An 18258-nucleotide genomic window follows, 5' to 3' on the forward strand; every position below is an offset into this window, starting at 1 on the left:
TATGTCAAATAAGAAAGATGTTGCCGTAAAAATTAGCGGCGGTAAAAAAATAAGAGAAGCTAGAGAAAAAGTAAAATCAGATACTTTATATAATTTAACAAATGCAGTTGAACGATTAAAATCAGCATCATATGTTAAATTTGATCCAACCTTAGAAATAGTTATGAAGCTTGGAATTGATCCTAGGCATTCCGATCAAATGGTACGTGGTGTAGTTAATTTACCTGCCGGTACAGGCAAAACCGTAAGAGTTGCCGTTATTTGTAAAGAAGAAAGAGAAGAAGAAGCTAAAAGTGCCGGGGCAGATTTAGTAGGTTCAACAAATATTATTGATGAAATTAAAGCAGGGAAAATTAATTTCGATGTATGTATCGCTACTCCCGATATGATGGCAGTTATAGGTTCAGTTGCAAGAATTTTAGGACCAAAAGGTTTAATGCCTAACCCTAAACTTGGTACCGTAACTTTAGATATTAAAAATGCTATTAAAAATGCTAAAAGCGGTCAAGTAGAATATAGAGCAGAGAAAGCAGGTATAATTCATGCAGGGCTTGGAAAATTATCTTTTTCAGACCAAGATTTATTAAAAAATTTAAATGCGTTTATTGAGGCAGTAATTAAAGCGAAACCTGCCGGATTAAAAGGAAGTTATTTAAAAGCAGTGTATTTATCTTCTACTATGGGAGCATCGGTACAAATAGATTTAACTAGTATAGCATAATTTTTATAGCCGTTTAACGGTAGTATAGTAATAATAAAAAAAAGTTTTGTTATTTTGAGCATTTGTATCAGTTTAAATATATTAAACTGTGTTATAAAAGGAGAATTAAAAGGTGTTAAGATCAGAAAAACCGGTAGCAGTAGAGGATATTGTAAATATTTATAAAGAATCGCCCTCCGTAATTATTACCCATTATCATGGGTTAACCGTTAGTCAAGTGAGTTCACTTAGAGAATCACTTAAATCTAAAGAAGCAGGTTTTAAAGTAGTTAAAAATACTTTAGCAAAAATAGCTGCAAATCAAACAGGGCTTGATAGTATTGCTAATTTATTTGCAGGTCCTACTGCTATTGTTTATTCTAAAGAACCGGTTGAGATGGCAAAATTAGTAGTTAATTTTGCTAAGGCTAATGATAATCTTAAGATTATTGGTGGAATAGTCGATAATCACGTATTAGATGAACATTCAATAAAAGAACTTTCTAAGCTACCTTCACTTAATGAGCTTAGAGGTAAAATTGTTGGGTTATTACAAGCACCGGCTACTAAGGTTGTAGGTGTTTTACAAGCCCCGTCTTCGAGTATGGCGAGAGTAATACAAGCACATGCTAGTAAAAATTAACTTAAAGGTTTACTGCATTAGGGATTTTAATTGATAATTAAAGAGCTTTTATAGTGGAAATTAATAAGGTTTTTTATAGGAGATTGTTCTTATTTTAAAAAAATCTTATAATTTGTAGCAAAAAAGAATTTAATTAACTTTGAAATACCTGATGCAGTAATCTCTCAATATAAAAAAAGTAAAAAGGAAAAAATTATGGCAGATTTAGCTAAAATTGAAGAACAATTATCATCATTAACATTAATGCAAGCAGCTGAGCTTGTGAAAATGCTAGAAGAAAAATGGGGTGTATCTGCAGCAGCTCCTGTAGCTGTAGCAGCTGCCGGTGCTGCAGCTCCTGCGGCTGAAGCAGCAGCTGAAAAAACTGAGTTTGAAATAGTTTTAACAGCTGCCGGTGACAAGAAAGTTGAAGTAATTAAAGTTGTGAAAGATATCACAGGTCTTGGTTTAATTGAAGCTAAGAAATTAGTTGATGAAGCTCCAAAGCCGATTAAAAGCAATGTGAAAAAAGCAGAAGCTGAAGAAATCAAAGGTAAGTTAGAAGCTGCCGGAGCAAAAGTTGAATTAAAATAATTATTTCTGCATTAAGGTTCTGTAAAGAAAAATTAAATTATTTGTATTATTAGATATTTTTAAGTAAAAATTAATAAGATTCTTGTTGGAACAGTTATCTTTATTCCAAAAAAAATCTTGTGGTTTTCAATCAAAAACAACTAAATATAGATTAATTTTTTACAGGACCTAATATTTTTTGCATTACATGATAAAATATTTTATAGCTTTAAATTAACTTCTTAAAGTCTAAAAAGCCTTATTTTAGTAATTAAATTTGAATAAGGCTTTTTTGTTTAAAAATTATTTTAAAGCTAATGTAAGTTATTTTTTTGAAATAGGTTAAAGCTATTACATTGAAAATCTTATTGATTAAAATAATTTTGTTAACGTACCATACGTCTAGAAATTTAAATTATTAAAATTTTCTAGGTTCTGTGAACATTTATAATTGATTTTTGATGAAAATTAATGAGATTTTTGAAGGAATAATACCTAATTTTAAAAAAACCTTATAATTTTTTGTAACAAACAAATAACCAAAATCAAATCTTTTTGGAAATGTTCGCAGAGCCTACACAAGATCTAAATAGGAAACTTACTAGGTTTCTTTAATTTAAGTTCTATGTAAAAAAATTTAAAACAGTATATTTTTATTTTACTGCAAATTGTAAGCATTTTATTGAAATAGGTAGCTATTCCAATAAAAATTTTACTGTTTGAAATATAAATAATTTATATTTTATATACAGAACCTAGGTTTTGAACACTTTTGATTAATGATTATAATTAGGAGATATTTTTAAGCAAAAATTAATAAGATTTTTGAGAGGAAAGTTTATTACTATTTCAAAAAAACTTATGATTTACAGCTAAAAAGAGCCATAATTATGATTATTCTATTAAAATGTATAGGACCTAATCACTTCAATACGGGCAGTAATTTTATCAGTCAGGAGATTATATGGTTTCATTAAGGGATAATATAGAAGCACAACCCTTGTCACATAATAGAAGAATAAGAAAAAATTTCGGTCACATAAATTTAGTAGCAGATATACCGAATTTGATTGAAATTCAAAAAAATTCATATGAAAAAAACTTTCTACAGTTAAATATTAAAGATTCTGAAAGAAAAAATAAAGGTTTACAATCTATATTAAACTCAATTTTTCCTATTTCAGATTCCTCCAATATTGCTAATTTAGAATTTGTAAAATATGAATTCGATACTCCAAAATATGATGTAGAAGAGTGCAGTCAAAGAAGTTTAAGTTATGCTGCTCCTCTTAAAGTAACTTTAAGATTAAGTATTTGGGATATAGATGAGGATACCGGTACTAGAGAAATTAAAGGGATTAAAGAGCAAGAAGTATATATGGGTGATATCCCATTAATGACTAAAAACGGTACTTTTATCATTAACGGTACAGAAAGAGTAGTTGTATCGCAAATGCATCGCTCACCTGGCGTATTCTTTTATCATGATGAAGGAAAAGTCCACTCTTCCGGCAAGCTTTTATATTCTGCTCGTGTTATTCCATATAGAGGGTCTTGGCTTGATTTAGAATTCGACGCTAAGGATGTTATTTATTTTAGGATTGATAGAAAAAGAAAGCTTTATGCTACTACTTTGCTTAGAGCTATAGGTATGAGTACTGAAGAAATTATAAAATTTTATTATAATTCAGTAACTTATAAGCTTGTTAAAAATAAAGGTTGGGCGGTTAAATTTATACCTCAGCATATTACTGCTCATCGTTTAATAAGTGATTTAGTAGATGCAGATACCGGAAATGTTTTACTGAAAGCAGGGCAAAAAATTACTCCGCGTTTAGCTAAAAAATATTTTGGGGAAGGGCTTAATAATATTTTAGTAGCTCATGAAACTTTAATCGGCAAATATCTATCCGAAGATTTAAGGGATCCTGCAAGCGATGAAGTATTAGCAAAAATCGGTGAAATGATAACTAGCGATATGCTAAATGTTATTAATGATTTTAAAATTAAAAATGTTAGTGTATTAGTAATCAATCCTCAATCCGGTCCATATATAAGAAATACCTTATTTGCTGATAAGAATCAGGACCGTGAGGCAGCGTTATGTGATATTTTCAGAGTTTTAAGACCCGGCGAACCTGCTAATATCGAAGCGGCTGAAAGCCTGTTTTATAATTTATTCTTTGATGCGGAAAGATATGATCTTTCAGAAGTCGGACGAATAAAAATGAATTCTAGGTTAGAGCTGAATATTTCAGAAGAAGTTACGGTTTTAACAATTGATGATATTAAAAATATCGTAAGAGTTTTAGTAGAGCTTAAAGACGGTAAAGGTATTATAGACGATATTGATCATTTAGGTAATAGAAGGGTTAGATCAGTAGGTGAATTGATAGAAAATCAATTTAGAATAGGTTTAGTCCGAATGGAAAAATCTGTAATTGAAAGGATGTCGGCAGGTGATGTTGATACCGTAATGCCTCATGATTTAGTAAATTCCAAGATTTTAGTTTCAGTCGTAAAAGAATTTTTTAGTACCTCCCAATTATCCCAATTTATGGATCAAACAAATCCATTATCGGAAATAACTCATAAAAGAAGGCTGTCGGCACTCGGTCCCGGAGGGCTTAGTCGAGATCGAGCGGGTTTTGAGGTGCGTGACGTACATCCGACTCATTACGGTCGTATTTGTCCTATTGAAACACCTGAAGGTCAGAATATCGGGTTAATTAACTCTATGGCTACTTATGCTAGGATAAATAAACACGGTTTTATAGAGAGTCCATATAGAAGAGTTAAAGATGGGCAGGTAACTGATGAAGTAGTATATCTTTCTGCTATTGAAGAAGGTAAATACAAAATTGGACAAGCAAATTCTAAAGTTGATAAAGACGGAAAGTTGCAAGGAGAGTTTATTAATTGCCGTGTTGAAGGCGGTAATTTTGTAATGGTAGAACCGCATGAGGTAGATTTTATTGATGTGACTCCTATGCAGGTAGTATCGGTTGCGGCTTCTCTTATACCTTTCTTAGAAAACGATGATGCTAACCGTGCTTTGATGGGTTCAAACATGCAAAGACAAGCCGTTCCTTTAATTAAAACGGATGCACCTTTTGTAGGTACCGGAGTTGAAGGGGTAGTAGCTAAAGATTCCGGAGCATCAGTACTTGCATTACATGACGGTATTGTTGAGCAGTTAGATTCAAATAGAATAGTGATTAGAACTCTAGAACAAAAAATTGGCGGTTCTCCGTCTGTTGATATTTATAATTTATTAAAATTCCAAAAATCCAATCATAATACTTGTATAAATCAAAAGCCTTTAGTTAAGGTCGGTCATTATGTTAAGAAAAACGATATTATAGCTGACGGTCCTAGTACGGATAACGGTGAAATTGCTTTAGGTAGAAACGTGCTTGTGGCTTTCTTACCTTGGAACGGTTATAATTTTGAAGATTCAATTTTAATATCTGAACGTATAGTAAAAGAGGATGTGTTTACATCTATTCATATTGAAGAGTTTGAAGTAATAGCTAGAGATACACGCCTTGGTCCTGAAGAAATTACCCGTGATATACCGAATGTAAGCGAAGAAGCATTGCGTCATCTTGATGAAGTCGGAATAATTTATGTAGGTGCAGAAGTAAAAGCCGGTGATATTTTAGTCGGAAAAGTAACACCGAAAAGTGAATCGCCTATTACTCCTGAAGAGAAGCTACTACGTGCTATTTTCGGGGAAAAAGCTTTTGACGTAAAAGATTCATCTCTGCATGTACCTTCGGGAGTTAGCGGAACTGTAGTAGAAGTAAGGGTATTTTCTCGTAGGGGTGTAGAAAAAGACCAGCGAGCTATTGCTATTGAAAAACAACAAATTGAAAAATTAGCAAAAGACAGAGACGACGAATTAGAAATTATTGAGCATTTTGTGTTTAGTTGGCTTGAAAAGCTTTTAATAGGGCAGGTGATTGTTAACGGTCCTAAGCAAGTAAAAGCAGGACGAACAATTACTAGTGAAATGCTAAAAGGTTTATCTAAAGGGCAATTTTGGCAGCTTACCGTGGAAGATGCAAATGTAATGAATGAAATAGAGCAAGTTAAAGTTCATTATGATGAGAAAAAAGATGCCATCGATAAAAGATTTGCTACTAAGGTAGAAAAATTGCAAAGCGGTGATGATTTACCTCAGGGAGCTTTAAAAGTAGTAAAAGTATTTATCGCAACTAAGCATAAATTACAGCCCGGGGATAAGATGGCAGGAAGGCACGGAAATAAAGGTGTTATTTCACGTATCGTACCTGAAGAAGATATGCCATTTTTAGAAGATGGAACTGTGGTAGATATCGTTCTTAACCCTCTAGGTCTTCCGTCTCGTATGAATATAGGACAGATTTTAGAGACGCATCTTGGGTGGGCATCAATAAATTTAGCAAAAAAAATATCTACCTTAGTAAAGGAATATAAAAATAAACATATAGGTATTGAGCAGATTAAGAAATTCTTACTTGAGCTATACGGAGAGAATATTAATTATATACTTGAAAGATCGGAAGAAGAGATTATATCTTTCTGTAATAAAGTAAGTAAAGGCGTACATTTTGCAACTCCTGTATTTGACGGAGCAAAAGTTCAGGACGTTAAAGATATGTTAAAACTTGCCGGTCAAGATCCTTCAGGACAAGTAAAATTAATTGACGGTAGAACCGGTGAATATTTTGACCGTCTAGTGACCGTTGGACAGAAATATTTGCTGAAGCTTCATCACTTAGTCGATAATAAAATTCACTCTCGTTCTATAGGACCTTATAGCTTAGTAACGCAGCAACCGCTTGGAGGTAAGTCTCATTTCGGTGGACAGCGTTTCGGAGAAATGGAATGCTGGGCATTACAAGCTTACGGTGCGGCTTATACGTTACAGGAAATGTTAACGGTTAAGTCGGATGACGTAAACGGTAGGATCAAAACTTATGATTCTATAGTACGTGGTGAAAATAATTTTGAATCAGGCATTCCTGAATCATTTAATGTTATGATAAAAGAATTTAGATCTTTATGTCTTAACGTAAAGCTTGAAGTAACTTCGAGTTAGTTATTCTGTGGTTTATGGATACTAAAGCGTCATGAGCTAAGCGACTAAAAGGAGCGTGGCAATCTCAGGATTTTGGCACGAGATTGCGGGCGTACAATTGCTCTGCAATTTCCTCGCAATGACGAAAACCATACAATGAGAACTTTAAATAAAGAAGTATACGAGTAATTTTTAAGGAAAAGTATTTATGAGCGTAGTAAATTTTTACGGACAATTAAGTAATACTCAACAATTTGATCAAATAAGGATTAATATAGCAAGTCCTGATCAAGTACGTTCGTGGTCTTTCGGTGAAGTAACAAAACCTGAAACAATTAACTATCGAACCTTTAAACCAGAGAAAGATGGTTTATTTTGTGCAAGAATTTTTGGTCCGGTAAAAGATTACGAATGTCTCTGCGGTAAATATAAGCGGATGAAAAATCGTGGTATTACATGTGAGAAATGCGGCGTTGAAGTTACGGTTTCTAGAGTAAGGCGTGAAAGAATGGGGCATATTGAACTTGCTGCTCCCGTTGCTCATATTTGGTTTTTAAAGTCACTACCTTCAAGAATTAGTATGCTTCTTGATATGACAATGCGAGATGTAGAAAAGATTCTTTATTTTGAAAATTATGTAGTAGTTGACCCAGGGTTATCGATTTTACAAAAAGGCGAACTCTTAACAGAGGAAGAATTACAGAAAGCAAAAGATAAGTACGGTGAAGATGCATTTACTGCCTCTATAGGTGCAGAAGTAATACAACAAATGCTTAAAGAGCTTGATTTTTTAAAGTTAAAGCAAGAATTATACGAGGAATTACAAACCACTTCCTCAGAAGTCAAAAAGAAAAAATTAGTAAAGCGTTTAAAATTAGTAGAGGATTTTTTAGAGTCGGAAAATAAGCCGGAATGGATGATTATGGATGTTTTGCCGGTTATTCCTCCTGAAATTAGACCGCTTGTTATGCTTGACGGCGGGAGATTTGCTACTTCGGACTTAAATGAACTTTATAGAAGAGTAATTAATAGGAATAATCGTTTAAAGAAACTAATAGAGTCAAAAGCTCCTGATATAATAGTCAGGAACGAAAAAAGAATGTTACAAGAAGCAGTGGATGCGTTATTTGATAACGGTCGTCGAGGTAGAGCAGCGAAAAATGCTAATAAGCGTCAATTTAAGTCATTAAGTGATATGCTTAAAGGTAAGCAAGGTCGTTTCCGTCAGAACCTACTTGGTAAAAGGGTTGACTATTCAGGACGTTCGGTTATCGTGGTCGGACCTGAGCTTAAGCTCCATCAGTGCGGTTTACCTAAAAAAATGGCATTGGAGCTATTTAAGCCGTTTATTTATTCTAAGCTTGAGTTGTACAGTATTGCTACGACTATTAAAGCCGCAAAAAGAATGGTGGAAGCTGAAAAGCCTGAAGTTTGGGATGTGCTTGAAGAAGTCATAAGAGAGCATCCGGTTTTACTTAATAGAGCTCCGACATTGCATCGATTAGGTATTCAAGCATTTGAACCGCTATTAATCGAAGGTAAAGCGATTCAGCTTCATCCGCTTGTTTGTGCTGCGTTTAATGCGGACTTTGACGGTGATCAGATGGCGGTACATATTCCGTTATCGATTGAAGCACAGCTTGAAGCTAGGGTATTTATGATGTCTACAAATAATATCTTAAGCCCTGCAAACGGACGTCCTATTATTGTACCGGATAAAGATATAGTACTTGGTTTATATTATCTAACCCTTGCATTTGATAATGAAGTAGGCGAAGGGATGATGTTCTCAGATTTAGCTGAGATGGAACATGCTTTATATAATAAATTTATAACTATTCATACAAAGATAAAATATCGTAGAAATCAGCTAAATGTCGAAGGTAAAATGGTCCCTGTTATCATTGATACTACTTACGGTAGGTTAATGGTCGGTGAATTATTGCCTTCTAACCCTAATATAGAATTCAAGTTTATTAATAAACAACTCACTAAAAAAGACATATCATTAGTTATAGATTTAGTTTATCGTCACTGCGGTCAAAAAGCTACAGTAATTTTTGCCGATCAGCTAATGAAACTAGGTTTTAAATATGCTTGTTCTTCAGGTATTTCTTTTGGAATGGACGATATGGTAGTACCGGAATCTAAGAGTACTCATATCAATGAAACTCAGCTTGAAATAAAAGAATTTGAACAACAATATTCAAACGGTTTAATTACTTATGGAGAGAAATACAATAAAGTAGTTGATGCTTGGTCAAGATGTACCGATAGAGTAGCAAACGACATGATGAAAGAGATTGCTACGCCGCCAGTTAGTGATGATCCGAATCATCAAAAAATAAATGCTATATATATGATGGCTATCTCCGGAGCAAGAGGTTCTTTCCAGCAAATTAAGCAGTTAGGCGGTATGCGAGGTTTAATGACCAAATCAAACGGTCAAATTATACAAACTCCTATTATCTCTAACTTTAAGGAAGGATTAACTGAATTTGAGTGTTTTAATTCTGCTAACGGAATGCGTAAAGGGCAAATAGATACGGCTTTAAAAACGGCAAGCTCAGGTTACTTAACAAGAAAATTAGTAGACGTTGCACAAGATTGTATTATTACCGAAAAAGATTGTGGAACTGATAAAGGGATTGAAGTTAAGAGTGTTATTGAAGGGGGAGAAGTTATAGTACCTTTAGCTGAAAAGATTTTAGGTCGTACTACCGCTATCGATATATTTCATCCTGTAACTAATGATCTAATTCTCAATAAAGGCGAGTTTATTAATGAAGCAAAGTTAGAGCAGATTGAGTCGGCTGGACTCGACAGAATTATGATAAAATCCGTATTAACCTGTGAAAGTACTACCGGTATATGTAGCATATGTTACGGTAGGGATCTTGCTACCGGTACGTTGGTGTCGGAGGGTGAGGCAATCGGGGTTATTGCTGCTCAATCTATCGGTGAACCAGGTACGCAGCTTACAATGAGAACTTTCCATATCGGAGGAGCGGCAACAAAAGGTGCTGAAGTTTCTTCTGTAGAAGCTTCCTGTGACGCAAAAGTGAAAATTATAAGTCGTAACGTTGTTATTAATTCCGAAGAACGTAAAATTGTTATGAGCCGAAATTGTGAATTATTATTACTTGATAATAACGGTAATGAAAAGGCTCGTCATAAAATTCCATACGGTGCTAGATTACTTGTTGATGACGGTGATATGGTTATTAAAACTCAAAAACTAGCGGAGTGGGATCCTTATACTATACCGATTATCACGGAGAAATCAGGTAAAGTTTTATTCAAAGATATGGTTGAGGGTATTTCTATTCGTGACGTAACTGACGAAGCTACTGGAATACCGAGTAAAGTTATTATTGAATCGAAGCAATATTCACGCGGTGCAGAATTACGTCCGCGTATACAGCTTTTAGATACTAAAGGTGCAGTTATAACCTTATCAAATGGTTTAGAAGCTAGATATTACTTGCCGGTTGGAGCAGTTTTAAGCGTAGAAGACGGAGTACAAATATCTGTAGGTGATATTATTGCACGTATACCGAAAGAATCAACCACTACTAAAGATATTACCGGTGGTTTACCGAGAGTTGCCGAGCTTGTAGAAGCAAGACGTCCTAAAGATCACGCAGTTATTGCCGAGGTTGACGGTAGAGTAGAATTCGGTAAAGACTATAAATCTAAGAGACGTATTATTATACATCCGATTGATGAAACAATGTCTATTGAGTATATGGTACCTAAAGGCAAGCATGTTGTAGTTAACGAAGGTGACTTTGTTAAAAAAGGCGATTTATTGATTGACGGTAATCCAGTACTTCAAGATATTTTAAAAGTAATGGGTGTAGAGGTTCTTGCAAATTATATTGTTAAAGAGGTTCAAGCCGTTTATCGTTTACAAGGTGTAAAGATTGATGATAAGCACATAGAAGTTATTATTCGTCAGATGTTACAAAAAGTAGAAATCACGGATTCAGGTGGAACTACCTTATTAGCAGGTGAAAAAATAGATAGACATGAATTCGAGGAGATAAATGAAAAAGCTATTAAAAATGGTTTAAAACCTGCTGAAGCACAATTAATATTACAAGGTATTACTAAAGCTTCTCTGCAAACTAGATCGTTTATCTCTGCGGCATCATTCCAAGAGACTACTAGAGTTTTAACAGAAGCAGCTATTGCCGGTAAAATAGATAAGCTACGAGGATTAAAAGAAAACGTGATAGTTGGACGATTAGTACCTGCCGGAACCGGTTACTTTATGGATAAAATGCGTAAAGCAGCCGTGAAGCTTGATGAAGAAAATGTATAAATATACTTGATTCTTGTAAGGCGTTATTGCGTGGATACTGAAAGTCGTCATTGCGAACGACCTAAGCGTTGTTGTATGGCTCAATTTCACCACTGTCATCCCGTGGCTTGACCACGGGATCCAGTTAAAAATTCTGATTTACAGAATTTTTTTAATTATTTTCTAGATTGCCACGTCGCTTCGCTTTTCGCAATGACGACCTTTAGTATCCACGCGGGGATAACTATAGTACCGGACAATTTTTATTCTATGTCATTCCCGCGTAGGCGGGAATCCAGTAAAGTAAAGTTTTTTTAGTCTGGATCCCCGCTTTCGCGGGGATGACATTGGGATTTTTTAACAAAATGTCTGGTACTATAGGCTTTTTCTTATTTTGTAGGAATGATTCTTTAATAACAAGCAATCGGTGCTGTTAAATGCTCGTAGGTTTGACCTAAATAAGATACTGGTTGTTCAAAGATATACGTATTATTGTTATCATAATTATAATTACCGTATAATTGTAATCTTGCTAAAGAATCTTCATATCGGAAGTTTTCAAGTATTTCTTGATTTTTAGATATCGGAATTTCTGCTAAACAATGTTCAACATAAGTTTTCAGCACCTCTTGACAAATTCCATCATGTAAAGCTTTTAACATGAGTAAGTTTACTAATGGGTTAATACCATTATTTGCATTAGTAGTAATCGTAGCTTCCTCGTGTTTTTGATCAATAGACATCTTCCTAAACTTCGCTTCTAGAGGTAATTTAGACGTCGAGCCTAGACTTGCATCCTCACATATGTCTATATACGCTGCGGTGCTGCGCGTTCCGTATCTCCTTTAAATTCCTCTCTATAAACTGGTTTAGAAAGATGTCTAACAGGTAATTCAGAAATTAAAGGCTCTTCATTGATTACTTCTACTTTCTCTATTTCAAGATTTTCTGATTTAGCATTGATTTTTTCTTCAAAATTTATCTCTGGGAAAAGTGCTTTCACATCCGTTATTTCAAGTTTTTCTCCTTTTTTACCTACTTCATAAGCTTTAGAAACAATTTGTTTATAAATAACGTCAATTAATTTTCGTTTTGTTTGTATTTCATCAGAATAATTAATTCCTCCTTCATTCCAAAACTTTACTATTTTAGAAAAAGCAGGAATATATTTACCGGTCTTTGCTAAAAATTTTTGTATAAATGTAGGTTCAACAAGAGGTGCTAATGTAGGGTTTTCTTCATATTTTTTTAATACATACTCAACAATTTTAGGTATATGTTGATCTGCTTCTATTTCATCAGGTAAGCCGTGTAATATTTTTTTGGCTATTGCTTAATCCATCTTCTTATACAAAATATTAGCCCCTGTCCATGTCCATACAGGATTAGCCGTAAAACAAAGCTTTGTTACATAAAATGCTAGCGATATTAGGTAGAGATAATAACTTTAAATAGTTAAAGCAAGTATATCGCATTGGATGAGGCGTGAGGCTATAAATCTCATCCATATCTTGGTTTAGCTCACATGATGTTTTAATCATTGTATACTTCTGCTTAATTAAATGAGAAGTGATGTCATGTACTGGCATATTATTACTTAAATTTAACTAACTCGTCAGCAAAATATAAAAAACATTAACATTTGTCAAATGCTATTTAATGAGATTTTGTTTTAAATCAATTATAATACTTGCAAAGTTTTATCAAGATAAATAGAATTATCCAAAGTCAAAAGTAATATAAGGAATGAGTATGCTTAACATAAATTTTGTGAATGAAGAATCATCTACTAATCAGGGTCTAGTAGTTTTTATTGATGAACAGTTAAAGCTTGATAGTAATTTAATAGGACTTGATCAACAACATCACGGATTAATTTCTAAAACTATTCAGAATAAACTGCAATTTACCGGTAAATATGGACAGATTAAAGTTATTCCGTCTGTCATTAAATCAGGCGAGGTTAGATATTTGATAATAGCAGGTCTTGGGAATGAAGAAAAATTAACTGAAGCAAAAATTGAAGAGTTAGGCGGTAAAATCTTACAAAATGCAATTTGTGCTAAAATTTCTACTATCGGCTTAAAACTTACAAATAGAATTAGCAAGTTTACACCTCAAACATTTATATCTTTAGTTGCTAGCGGTGCATTCCTTGCTTCTTACAGATTTAATAAATATAGAACTACCTTAAAAGAAGCAGAGAAGTTTGCAGTAGAGTCAATTGAGATTTTTACCGATAATAGTACTGAAGCAGCAAAATTATTTGAAGTCAAAAAATTAATTGCTGAGGCAGTATTTTTTACACGAGATATATGTAATGAACCATCAAATATTAAAACTCCGCAAGTTTATGCTGAAAGAATAGTTGATATACTTGAACCGTTCGGAGTAGATGTTGACGTTATCGGTGAACGTGAGATGAAAAATCTTGGTATGGGAGCATTACTTGGGGTCGGTCAAGGTTCACAAAACGAGTCAAAATTAGTAGTGATGGAATATAAAGGCGGCAGTAAAGATGTTCCGACTATTGCTTTGGTTGGTAAAGGAGTGATTTTTGATACAGGCGGTATTTCCTTAAAGCCGTCAAGTAATATGCATTTAATGAGATACGATATGGGAGGTTCTGCAGCAGTCGTGGGTGCTATGATTGCGGTTGCCGGTCAAAAATTACCTGTAAATATAGTCGGTGTTGTAGGGCTTGTAGAAAATATGCCGTCCGGTAACGCACAGCGTCCAGGAGATGTAGTAACTACTATGTCAGGGCAAACTGCAGAAGTTTTAAATACCGATGCAGAAGGGCGTTTAGTACTTGCCGATGCCGTTTGGTATGCACAAGAAAAATTTAAGCCTAAATGCGTGATTGACGTTGCAACTCTAACAGGAGCGATAACCGTAGCACTCGGTAGTACATATGCCGGTTGTTTTTCCAATAATGATGAGTTAGCTGATAAGTTAATAAAAGTAGGGGAAGAAGTTAATGAAAAACTTTGGAGAATGCCGCTTCATGATGAGTATGATGCAATGATCAATTCCGACATAGCCGATATGGCAAATATCGGTAACGTACCGGGAGCTGCCGGAAGCAGCACGGCTGCACATTTTATCAAACGCTTCATTAAAGACGGGGTAGATTGGGCTCATTTAGATATAGCAGGCGTTGCAAATAGTAACAAAGCTTCAGCACTCGGGCCTAAGGGAGCAGTTGGATATGGTGTTAGATTACTTGAAAAATTTATCAAAGAATATACTTGATGCCGTTTTTGTGTGGCATTGCTTGCATGAATACAGAGTCGTCATTGCGAGAAGCGAAGGGCGTTGTTGCATGGATCGTTTTATGTCATTCCCGCGAAAGCGGGAATCCAAGGCTTTGGGATGTCATCCCGTGGCTTGACCACGGGATCTAAAAATAATAAATTAGATACCGCGATCAAGTCGTGGTATGACAAAGAACTGGATTCCCGCCTACGCGGGAATGACATCGGGTTCATCTGACAATGCTTAGCTAAAAATGACATTAAACTTCGTCTATCTACTATTCGTTTATTCTGAATATAATTATGAACACAATAAATAAACCTTATATATTTGTTATCGGTAATGAAAAAGGTGGAGCAGGTAAAACTACCTGCTGTATGCATCTAATAATAGCTTTGCTGTATCAAAATTGCTCGGTAGTAAGTATTGATACCGATTCAAGGCAAGGTTCTTTAACAAGCTATTTAAAAAATCGAGATTTATATAATAAACAAAATCCTGATAAACCTGTATTAGTACCAAAACATTTTCATATATCTGAAGGAGAGATAGAAGAGCAAGTCAAGAGTTTTGAGGAAGTACTAGAAAATAATCAAGATGCCGATTATATAGTGATTGATACCCCAGGCAGTCATACTCCTTTATCAAGAGTTGCTCATTCTTACGCCGATACAATTATTACACCGATTAATGACAGCTTTCTAGATTTAGACGTAATAGCAAAAGTCGATAGCAAGGATGAAATTATTAGCCCATCAATATATAGTCAAATGATTTGGGAGCAGAAAATGGAGCGTGCTAGTCGTGATAGAATTAGTATAGATTGGGTAATACTTCGCAATCGTTTAAGCAATCTTGATGCATTAAATAAAAGACGCGTAGGGAATGTATTAGCTAAACTTGCTAAAAGAATTAACTTTAAACTCGCAGAAGGATTTAGTGAACGTGTAATATATAGGGAGTTATTTTTACAAGGTCTAACATTATTTGATCTAAAAACTGCAAAATATGATAGAGCATTTAATAGCTCACACGTGCTTGCACGTCAAGAATTACGAAATTTTTTAGACTTTCTAGGTATTAAGGCTGCGTTCAAAGGTTAATTTCTATTAAAGTTTTTCTTGTATAAAGTTAAAAAATATATATAATACGCAAAATTAATATGTTTTAACTTTATGAGAGAAACAAATGCCAAATATTGCTGAAAATATTTCAAAACTACCGGAAGAACAAGAAAAAGTTAATAAACTTGTTGATCAATACAAGAATTTAACTCCGGAAGAACAAAAAATTGTTGATAGAAAACTTAAGTCACATTTTACAAAAGAAGAGCTAGAACAAGATGAGCTTAAATCAAGAATGAATAACATACGTAGTAATTTGTCCAATAAAGACCAAGAAAAACTACAAGCAGGTAATAATTCTATAGGTGAAATAGCAAAAGATGTATTATCGTTAGTTAAAGGAATAATAAATCTAGTAGAAAATGTTGCAGAGATAATTAAAAACCCTAAGAAAGCAATATATGAATGGATTAAAGGTGAGTTAAATCAAGTAAAACCTCAACAACAAAATTATCAGCAACTCCCATCAAAGCCAAAAGCTGCTGCAATATCAAGATAAAATTTTGGCAAGGTAAAACTTTAGTTTTTATTTGCGAAACTCTGTAATTTTATGTATATGTATAAAGGAAAGAAATATACGTAGAAAATGCATAAATATAGAACTCATAATTGTAACGAATTACAAATATCCGATGTTGGGAAAGAAGTTAAGTTATCCGGTTGGGTACATAGAAGAAGAGATCACGGTAATCTAGTTTTCATAGATTTACGTGATCATTATGGTATAACTCAAATCGTGTTTACCGATCAAAACCAGCAGCTTATGGAAGATGCAAGCCGTTTGCGTTATGAGTCGGTAATTACGGTAAGCGGTACAGTTGTAGCAAGATCAAATGATACTATTAATGATACGCTTCCGACAGGTCATATTGAGGTCTTAGCAGGTGAATTTATTGTTGAATCGGTTGCAGATACTCTACCTTTTGTTATTAATACCGAAAAAGATGCTCCGGAAGATTCAAGGCTTAAGCATCGTTTTTTGGATCTTAGACGTGAGAAGTTACATAATAATATAATACTACGTTCACAAATTATTGCTCATATTCGTCATTTGATGACGGGAAGAGGTTTTACCGAATTTCAAACACCGATTTTAACGGCAAGTGCACCTGAAGGTGCTAGGGATTTCTTAGTACCGAGTAGGATGCATCCTGGTAAGTTCTATGCGTTACCGCAAGCACCTCAGCAATTCAAGCAGTTATTGATGGTATCAGGCTTTGATCGTTATTTCCAAATTGCTCCTTGTTTTCGGGATGAAGATGCAAGAGCCGATAGATCACCTGGCGAGTTTTATCAGCTAGATGTAGAAATGTCGTTTGTTACACAGGAAGACGTATTTAGTACTATTGAGCCTGTGATGTATGATTTATTCACTAAATTCACGGATAAAAAAGTATCAAAGACTCCTTTTGTTCGTATTCCATATAATGAATCTATGCTAAAATACGGCTCTGATAAGCCTGATTTACGAAATCCTATTATAATTGCTGATGTAACTGAGATATTTAGAGATTCCGATTTTACGATTTTCAGAGAGAATATCAAAAAAGGTAGTATTGTTCGTGCAATTCCTGCCCCTAAGGCAGCTGCACTGCCTCGTAGTTTCTTCGATAAAATGATAGAGTTTGCGGTATCAGAAGGAGCAGGTGGACTTGGCTATATTCAGTTTAGTGAAACCGGTGAAGCAAAAGGACCGGTAGCAAAATTCTTAAGCCCGCAGCAATTAGAGAGTCTAAAAGCTACAGCTAGTATTAGTAACGGTGATGCCGTATTTTTTGCTAGCGATAAAAAAGAAAAAGCTGCAAAGCTTGCAGGTAAGGTTAGAATAAGACTTGGTGAAGAGCTTGATTTACTTGAAAAAGATTGCTTTAAATTCTGTTGGATTACTGATTTTCCATTTTATGAATTAAATGCAGAAACAGGAAAAATTGATTTTAGCCATAATCCATTTTCTATGCCACAAGGTGGTTTGGAAGCCTTAGAAAATGCTAAAACAACTGAAGAACTACTTGAGCTTAATGCATACCAGTATGATATTGTTTGTAACGGTATAGAGCTTTCTAGCGGTGCTATTAGAAACCATAAGCCTGAGATTATGTATAAAGCATTTTCCATAGCAGGTTATAGTGAGGAGGAAGTTGATAAGAGATTTGGCGGTATGATTAGAGCGTTTAAGTTTGGTGCTCCACCACATGGCGGAATAGCTCCCGGTATTGACAGAATCGTTATGCTACTCGCAGAAGCTACTAATATAAGAGAAATAATTGCATTTCCTTTAAATCAGCAAGCTGAAGATTTACTAATGAACGCTCCAAGCTATGTAGAAGATAAAGCTCTAAAAGAGCTAAGCGTTATGCTATCACCGTCAGCTAGAAAAAATGCAGAGAAAGAATAAGAAGTTATAATTGCTGCTAGGGCGATGACATTGTTGCATGGCTATCTCAATCGTCATTGCGAGCAGGTATTGTTGAGTGGACCGGTAAATGCTCTTTATGTCATTCTTAGCTAAAAGCGGGAATCCAGAAAAAAGTATAAGTACAGCAAATTTTTGAAATTAAAAGCTCGATTTATCTCGCTTTATGATGGATTCCTGCTTTCGCAGGAATGACA

General features: G+C 34.5%; 11 protein-coding genes and 1 pseudogene. 11 read left to right on the forward strand and 1 reads right to left on the reverse strand.

The genetic code is table 11. The features are described from left to right. The first annotated feature begins 1 nt into the window (after position 1). The 5 genes from rplA to rpoC all read left to right on the forward strand — a co-directional run bounded on the left by rplA (position 2) and on the right by rpoC (position 11287). A complete protein-coding gene (gene rplA, locus AC5584_RS01075) occupies positions 2-721 on the forward strand; it encodes a 50S ribosomal protein L1 (protein WP_499216569.1) in 720 nt (239 codons plus the stop codon). Positions 722-833: 112 nt separating this feature from the next. After that, positions 834-1343, forward strand: coding sequence for a 50S ribosomal protein L10 (gene rplJ, locus AC5584_RS01080; RefSeq protein ID WP_040256974.1), 510 nt, complete (start codon positions 834-836; stop codon positions 1341-1343). Positions 1344-1538: 195 nt separating this feature from the next. Further along, the gene (gene rplL, locus AC5584_RS01085; protein ID WP_218459909.1) at positions 1539-1916 is read left to right on the forward strand and encodes a 50S ribosomal protein L7/L12; all 378 of its coding nucleotides are present in this window, start codon (positions 1539-1541) and stop codon (positions 1914-1916) included. 943 nt (positions 1917-2859) lie between these two features. Beyond that, positions 2860-6981: a DNA-directed RNA polymerase subunit beta gene (gene rpoB, locus AC5584_RS01090; protein ID WP_499216570.1), complete on the forward strand. Its 4122-nt coding sequence runs from the start codon at positions 2860-2862 to the stop codon at positions 6979-6981. A 187-nt stretch (positions 6982-7168) separates the two neighbouring features. Further along, the gene (rpoC, locus tag AC5584_RS01095; protein WP_499216571.1) at positions 7169-11287 is read left to right on the forward strand and encodes a DNA-directed RNA polymerase subunit beta'; all 4119 of its coding nucleotides are present in this window, start codon (positions 7169-7171) and stop codon (positions 11285-11287) included. A 389-nt stretch (positions 11288-11676) separates the two neighbouring features. On the opposite strand, the pseudogene AC5584_RS01100 reads toward rpoC, so the two are convergent. Then, positions 11677-12855, reverse strand: a pseudogene (locus AC5584_RS01100) (palindromic element RPE1 domain-containing protein). Positions 12856-13018: 163 nt separating this feature from the next. Between AC5584_RS01100 and AC5584_RS01105 the strand changes: the two are divergent. The 6 genes from AC5584_RS01105 (at position 13019) to aspS (ending at position 18043) form a co-directional block, all read left to right on the forward strand. After that, on the forward strand, positions 13019-14521 hold the full coding sequence (locus tag AC5584_RS01105; RefSeq protein ID WP_499216572.1) for a leucyl aminopeptidase: 1503 nt from the start codon (positions 13019-13021) through the stop codon (positions 14519-14521). Between the two features lie 26 nt (positions 14522-14547). Further along, entirely contained in the window at positions 14548-14673 is a 126-nt protein-coding gene (locus tag AC5584_RS01110) for a hypothetical protein (protein WP_499216573.1), read from the forward strand. After that, entirely contained in the window at positions 14642-14761 is a 120-nt protein-coding gene (locus AC5584_RS01115; protein ID WP_499216574.1) for a palindromic element RPE4 domain-containing protein, read from the forward strand. The genes AC5584_RS01110 and AC5584_RS01115 overlap by 32 nt, the downstream gene beginning before the upstream one ends. A 65-nt stretch (positions 14762-14826) precedes the next feature. After that, positions 14827-15627 (forward strand): division plane positioning ATPase MipZ, encoded by an 801-nt coding sequence (locus tag AC5584_RS01120; RefSeq protein ID WP_499162220.1) that lies wholly within the window; start codon positions 14827-14829, stop codon positions 15625-15627. Positions 15628-15712: 85 nt separating this feature from the next. After that, positions 15713-16147 carry a hypothetical protein gene (locus AC5584_RS01125; protein ID WP_040256986.1) on the forward strand — a complete coding sequence of 145 codons (435 nt, stop codon included), beginning with the start codon at positions 15713-15715 and terminating at the stop codon, positions 16145-16147. 87 nt (positions 16148-16234) lie between these two features. Next, complete coding sequence (gene aspS, locus AC5584_RS01130; protein ID WP_499216575.1) at positions 16235-18043, forward strand: aspartate--tRNA ligase; 1809 nt, start codon at positions 16235-16237, stop codon at positions 18041-18043. The last annotated feature ends 215 nt before the right edge of the window (positions 18044-18258 follow it).

It is taken from the genome of Rickettsia endosymbiont of Villa modesta, from assembly GCF_964026485.1.
Taxonomy (GTDB): domain Bacteria; phylum Pseudomonadota; class Alphaproteobacteria; order Rickettsiales; family Rickettsiaceae; genus Rickettsia; species Rickettsia asembonensis.

What these genes read in the sequence shown, in the direction of transcription:
- rplA (WP_499216569.1), top strand. Translation starts at nt 2, where the DNA reads ATGTCAAATAAGAAAGATGTTGCCGTAAAAATTAGCGGCGGTAAAAAA.
- rplL (WP_218459909.1), top strand. Translation starts at nt 1,539, where the DNA reads ATGGCAGATTTAGCTAAAATTGAAGAACAATTATCATCATTAACATTA.
- rpoB (WP_499216570.1), top strand. Translation starts at nt 2,860, where the DNA reads ATGGTTTCATTAAGGGATAATATAGAAGCACAACCCTTGTCACATAAT.
- rpoC (WP_499216571.1), top strand. Translation starts at nt 7,169, where the DNA reads ATGAGCGTAGTAAATTTTTACGGACAATTAAGTAATACTCAACAATTT.
- AC5584_RS01105 (WP_499216572.1), top strand. Translation starts at nt 13,019, where the DNA reads ATGCTTAACATAAATTTTGTGAATGAAGAATCATCTACTAATCAGGGT.
- AC5584_RS01110 (WP_499216573.1), top strand. Translation starts at nt 14,548, where the DNA reads ATGAATACAGAGTCGTCATTGCGAGAAGCGAAGGGCGTTGTTGCATGG.
- AC5584_RS01115 (WP_499216574.1), top strand. Translation starts at nt 14,642, where the DNA reads ATGTCATCCCGTGGCTTGACCACGGGATCTAAAAATAATAAATTAGAT.
- AC5584_RS01120 (WP_499162220.1), top strand. Translation starts at nt 14,827, where the DNA reads ATGAACACAATAAATAAACCTTATATATTTGTTATCGGTAATGAAAAA.
- AC5584_RS01125 (WP_040256986.1), top strand. Translation starts at nt 15,713, where the DNA reads ATGCCAAATATTGCTGAAAATATTTCAAAACTACCGGAAGAACAAGAA.
- aspS (WP_499216575.1), top strand. Translation starts at nt 16,235, where the DNA reads ATGCATAAATATAGAACTCATAATTGTAACGAATTACAAATATCCGAT.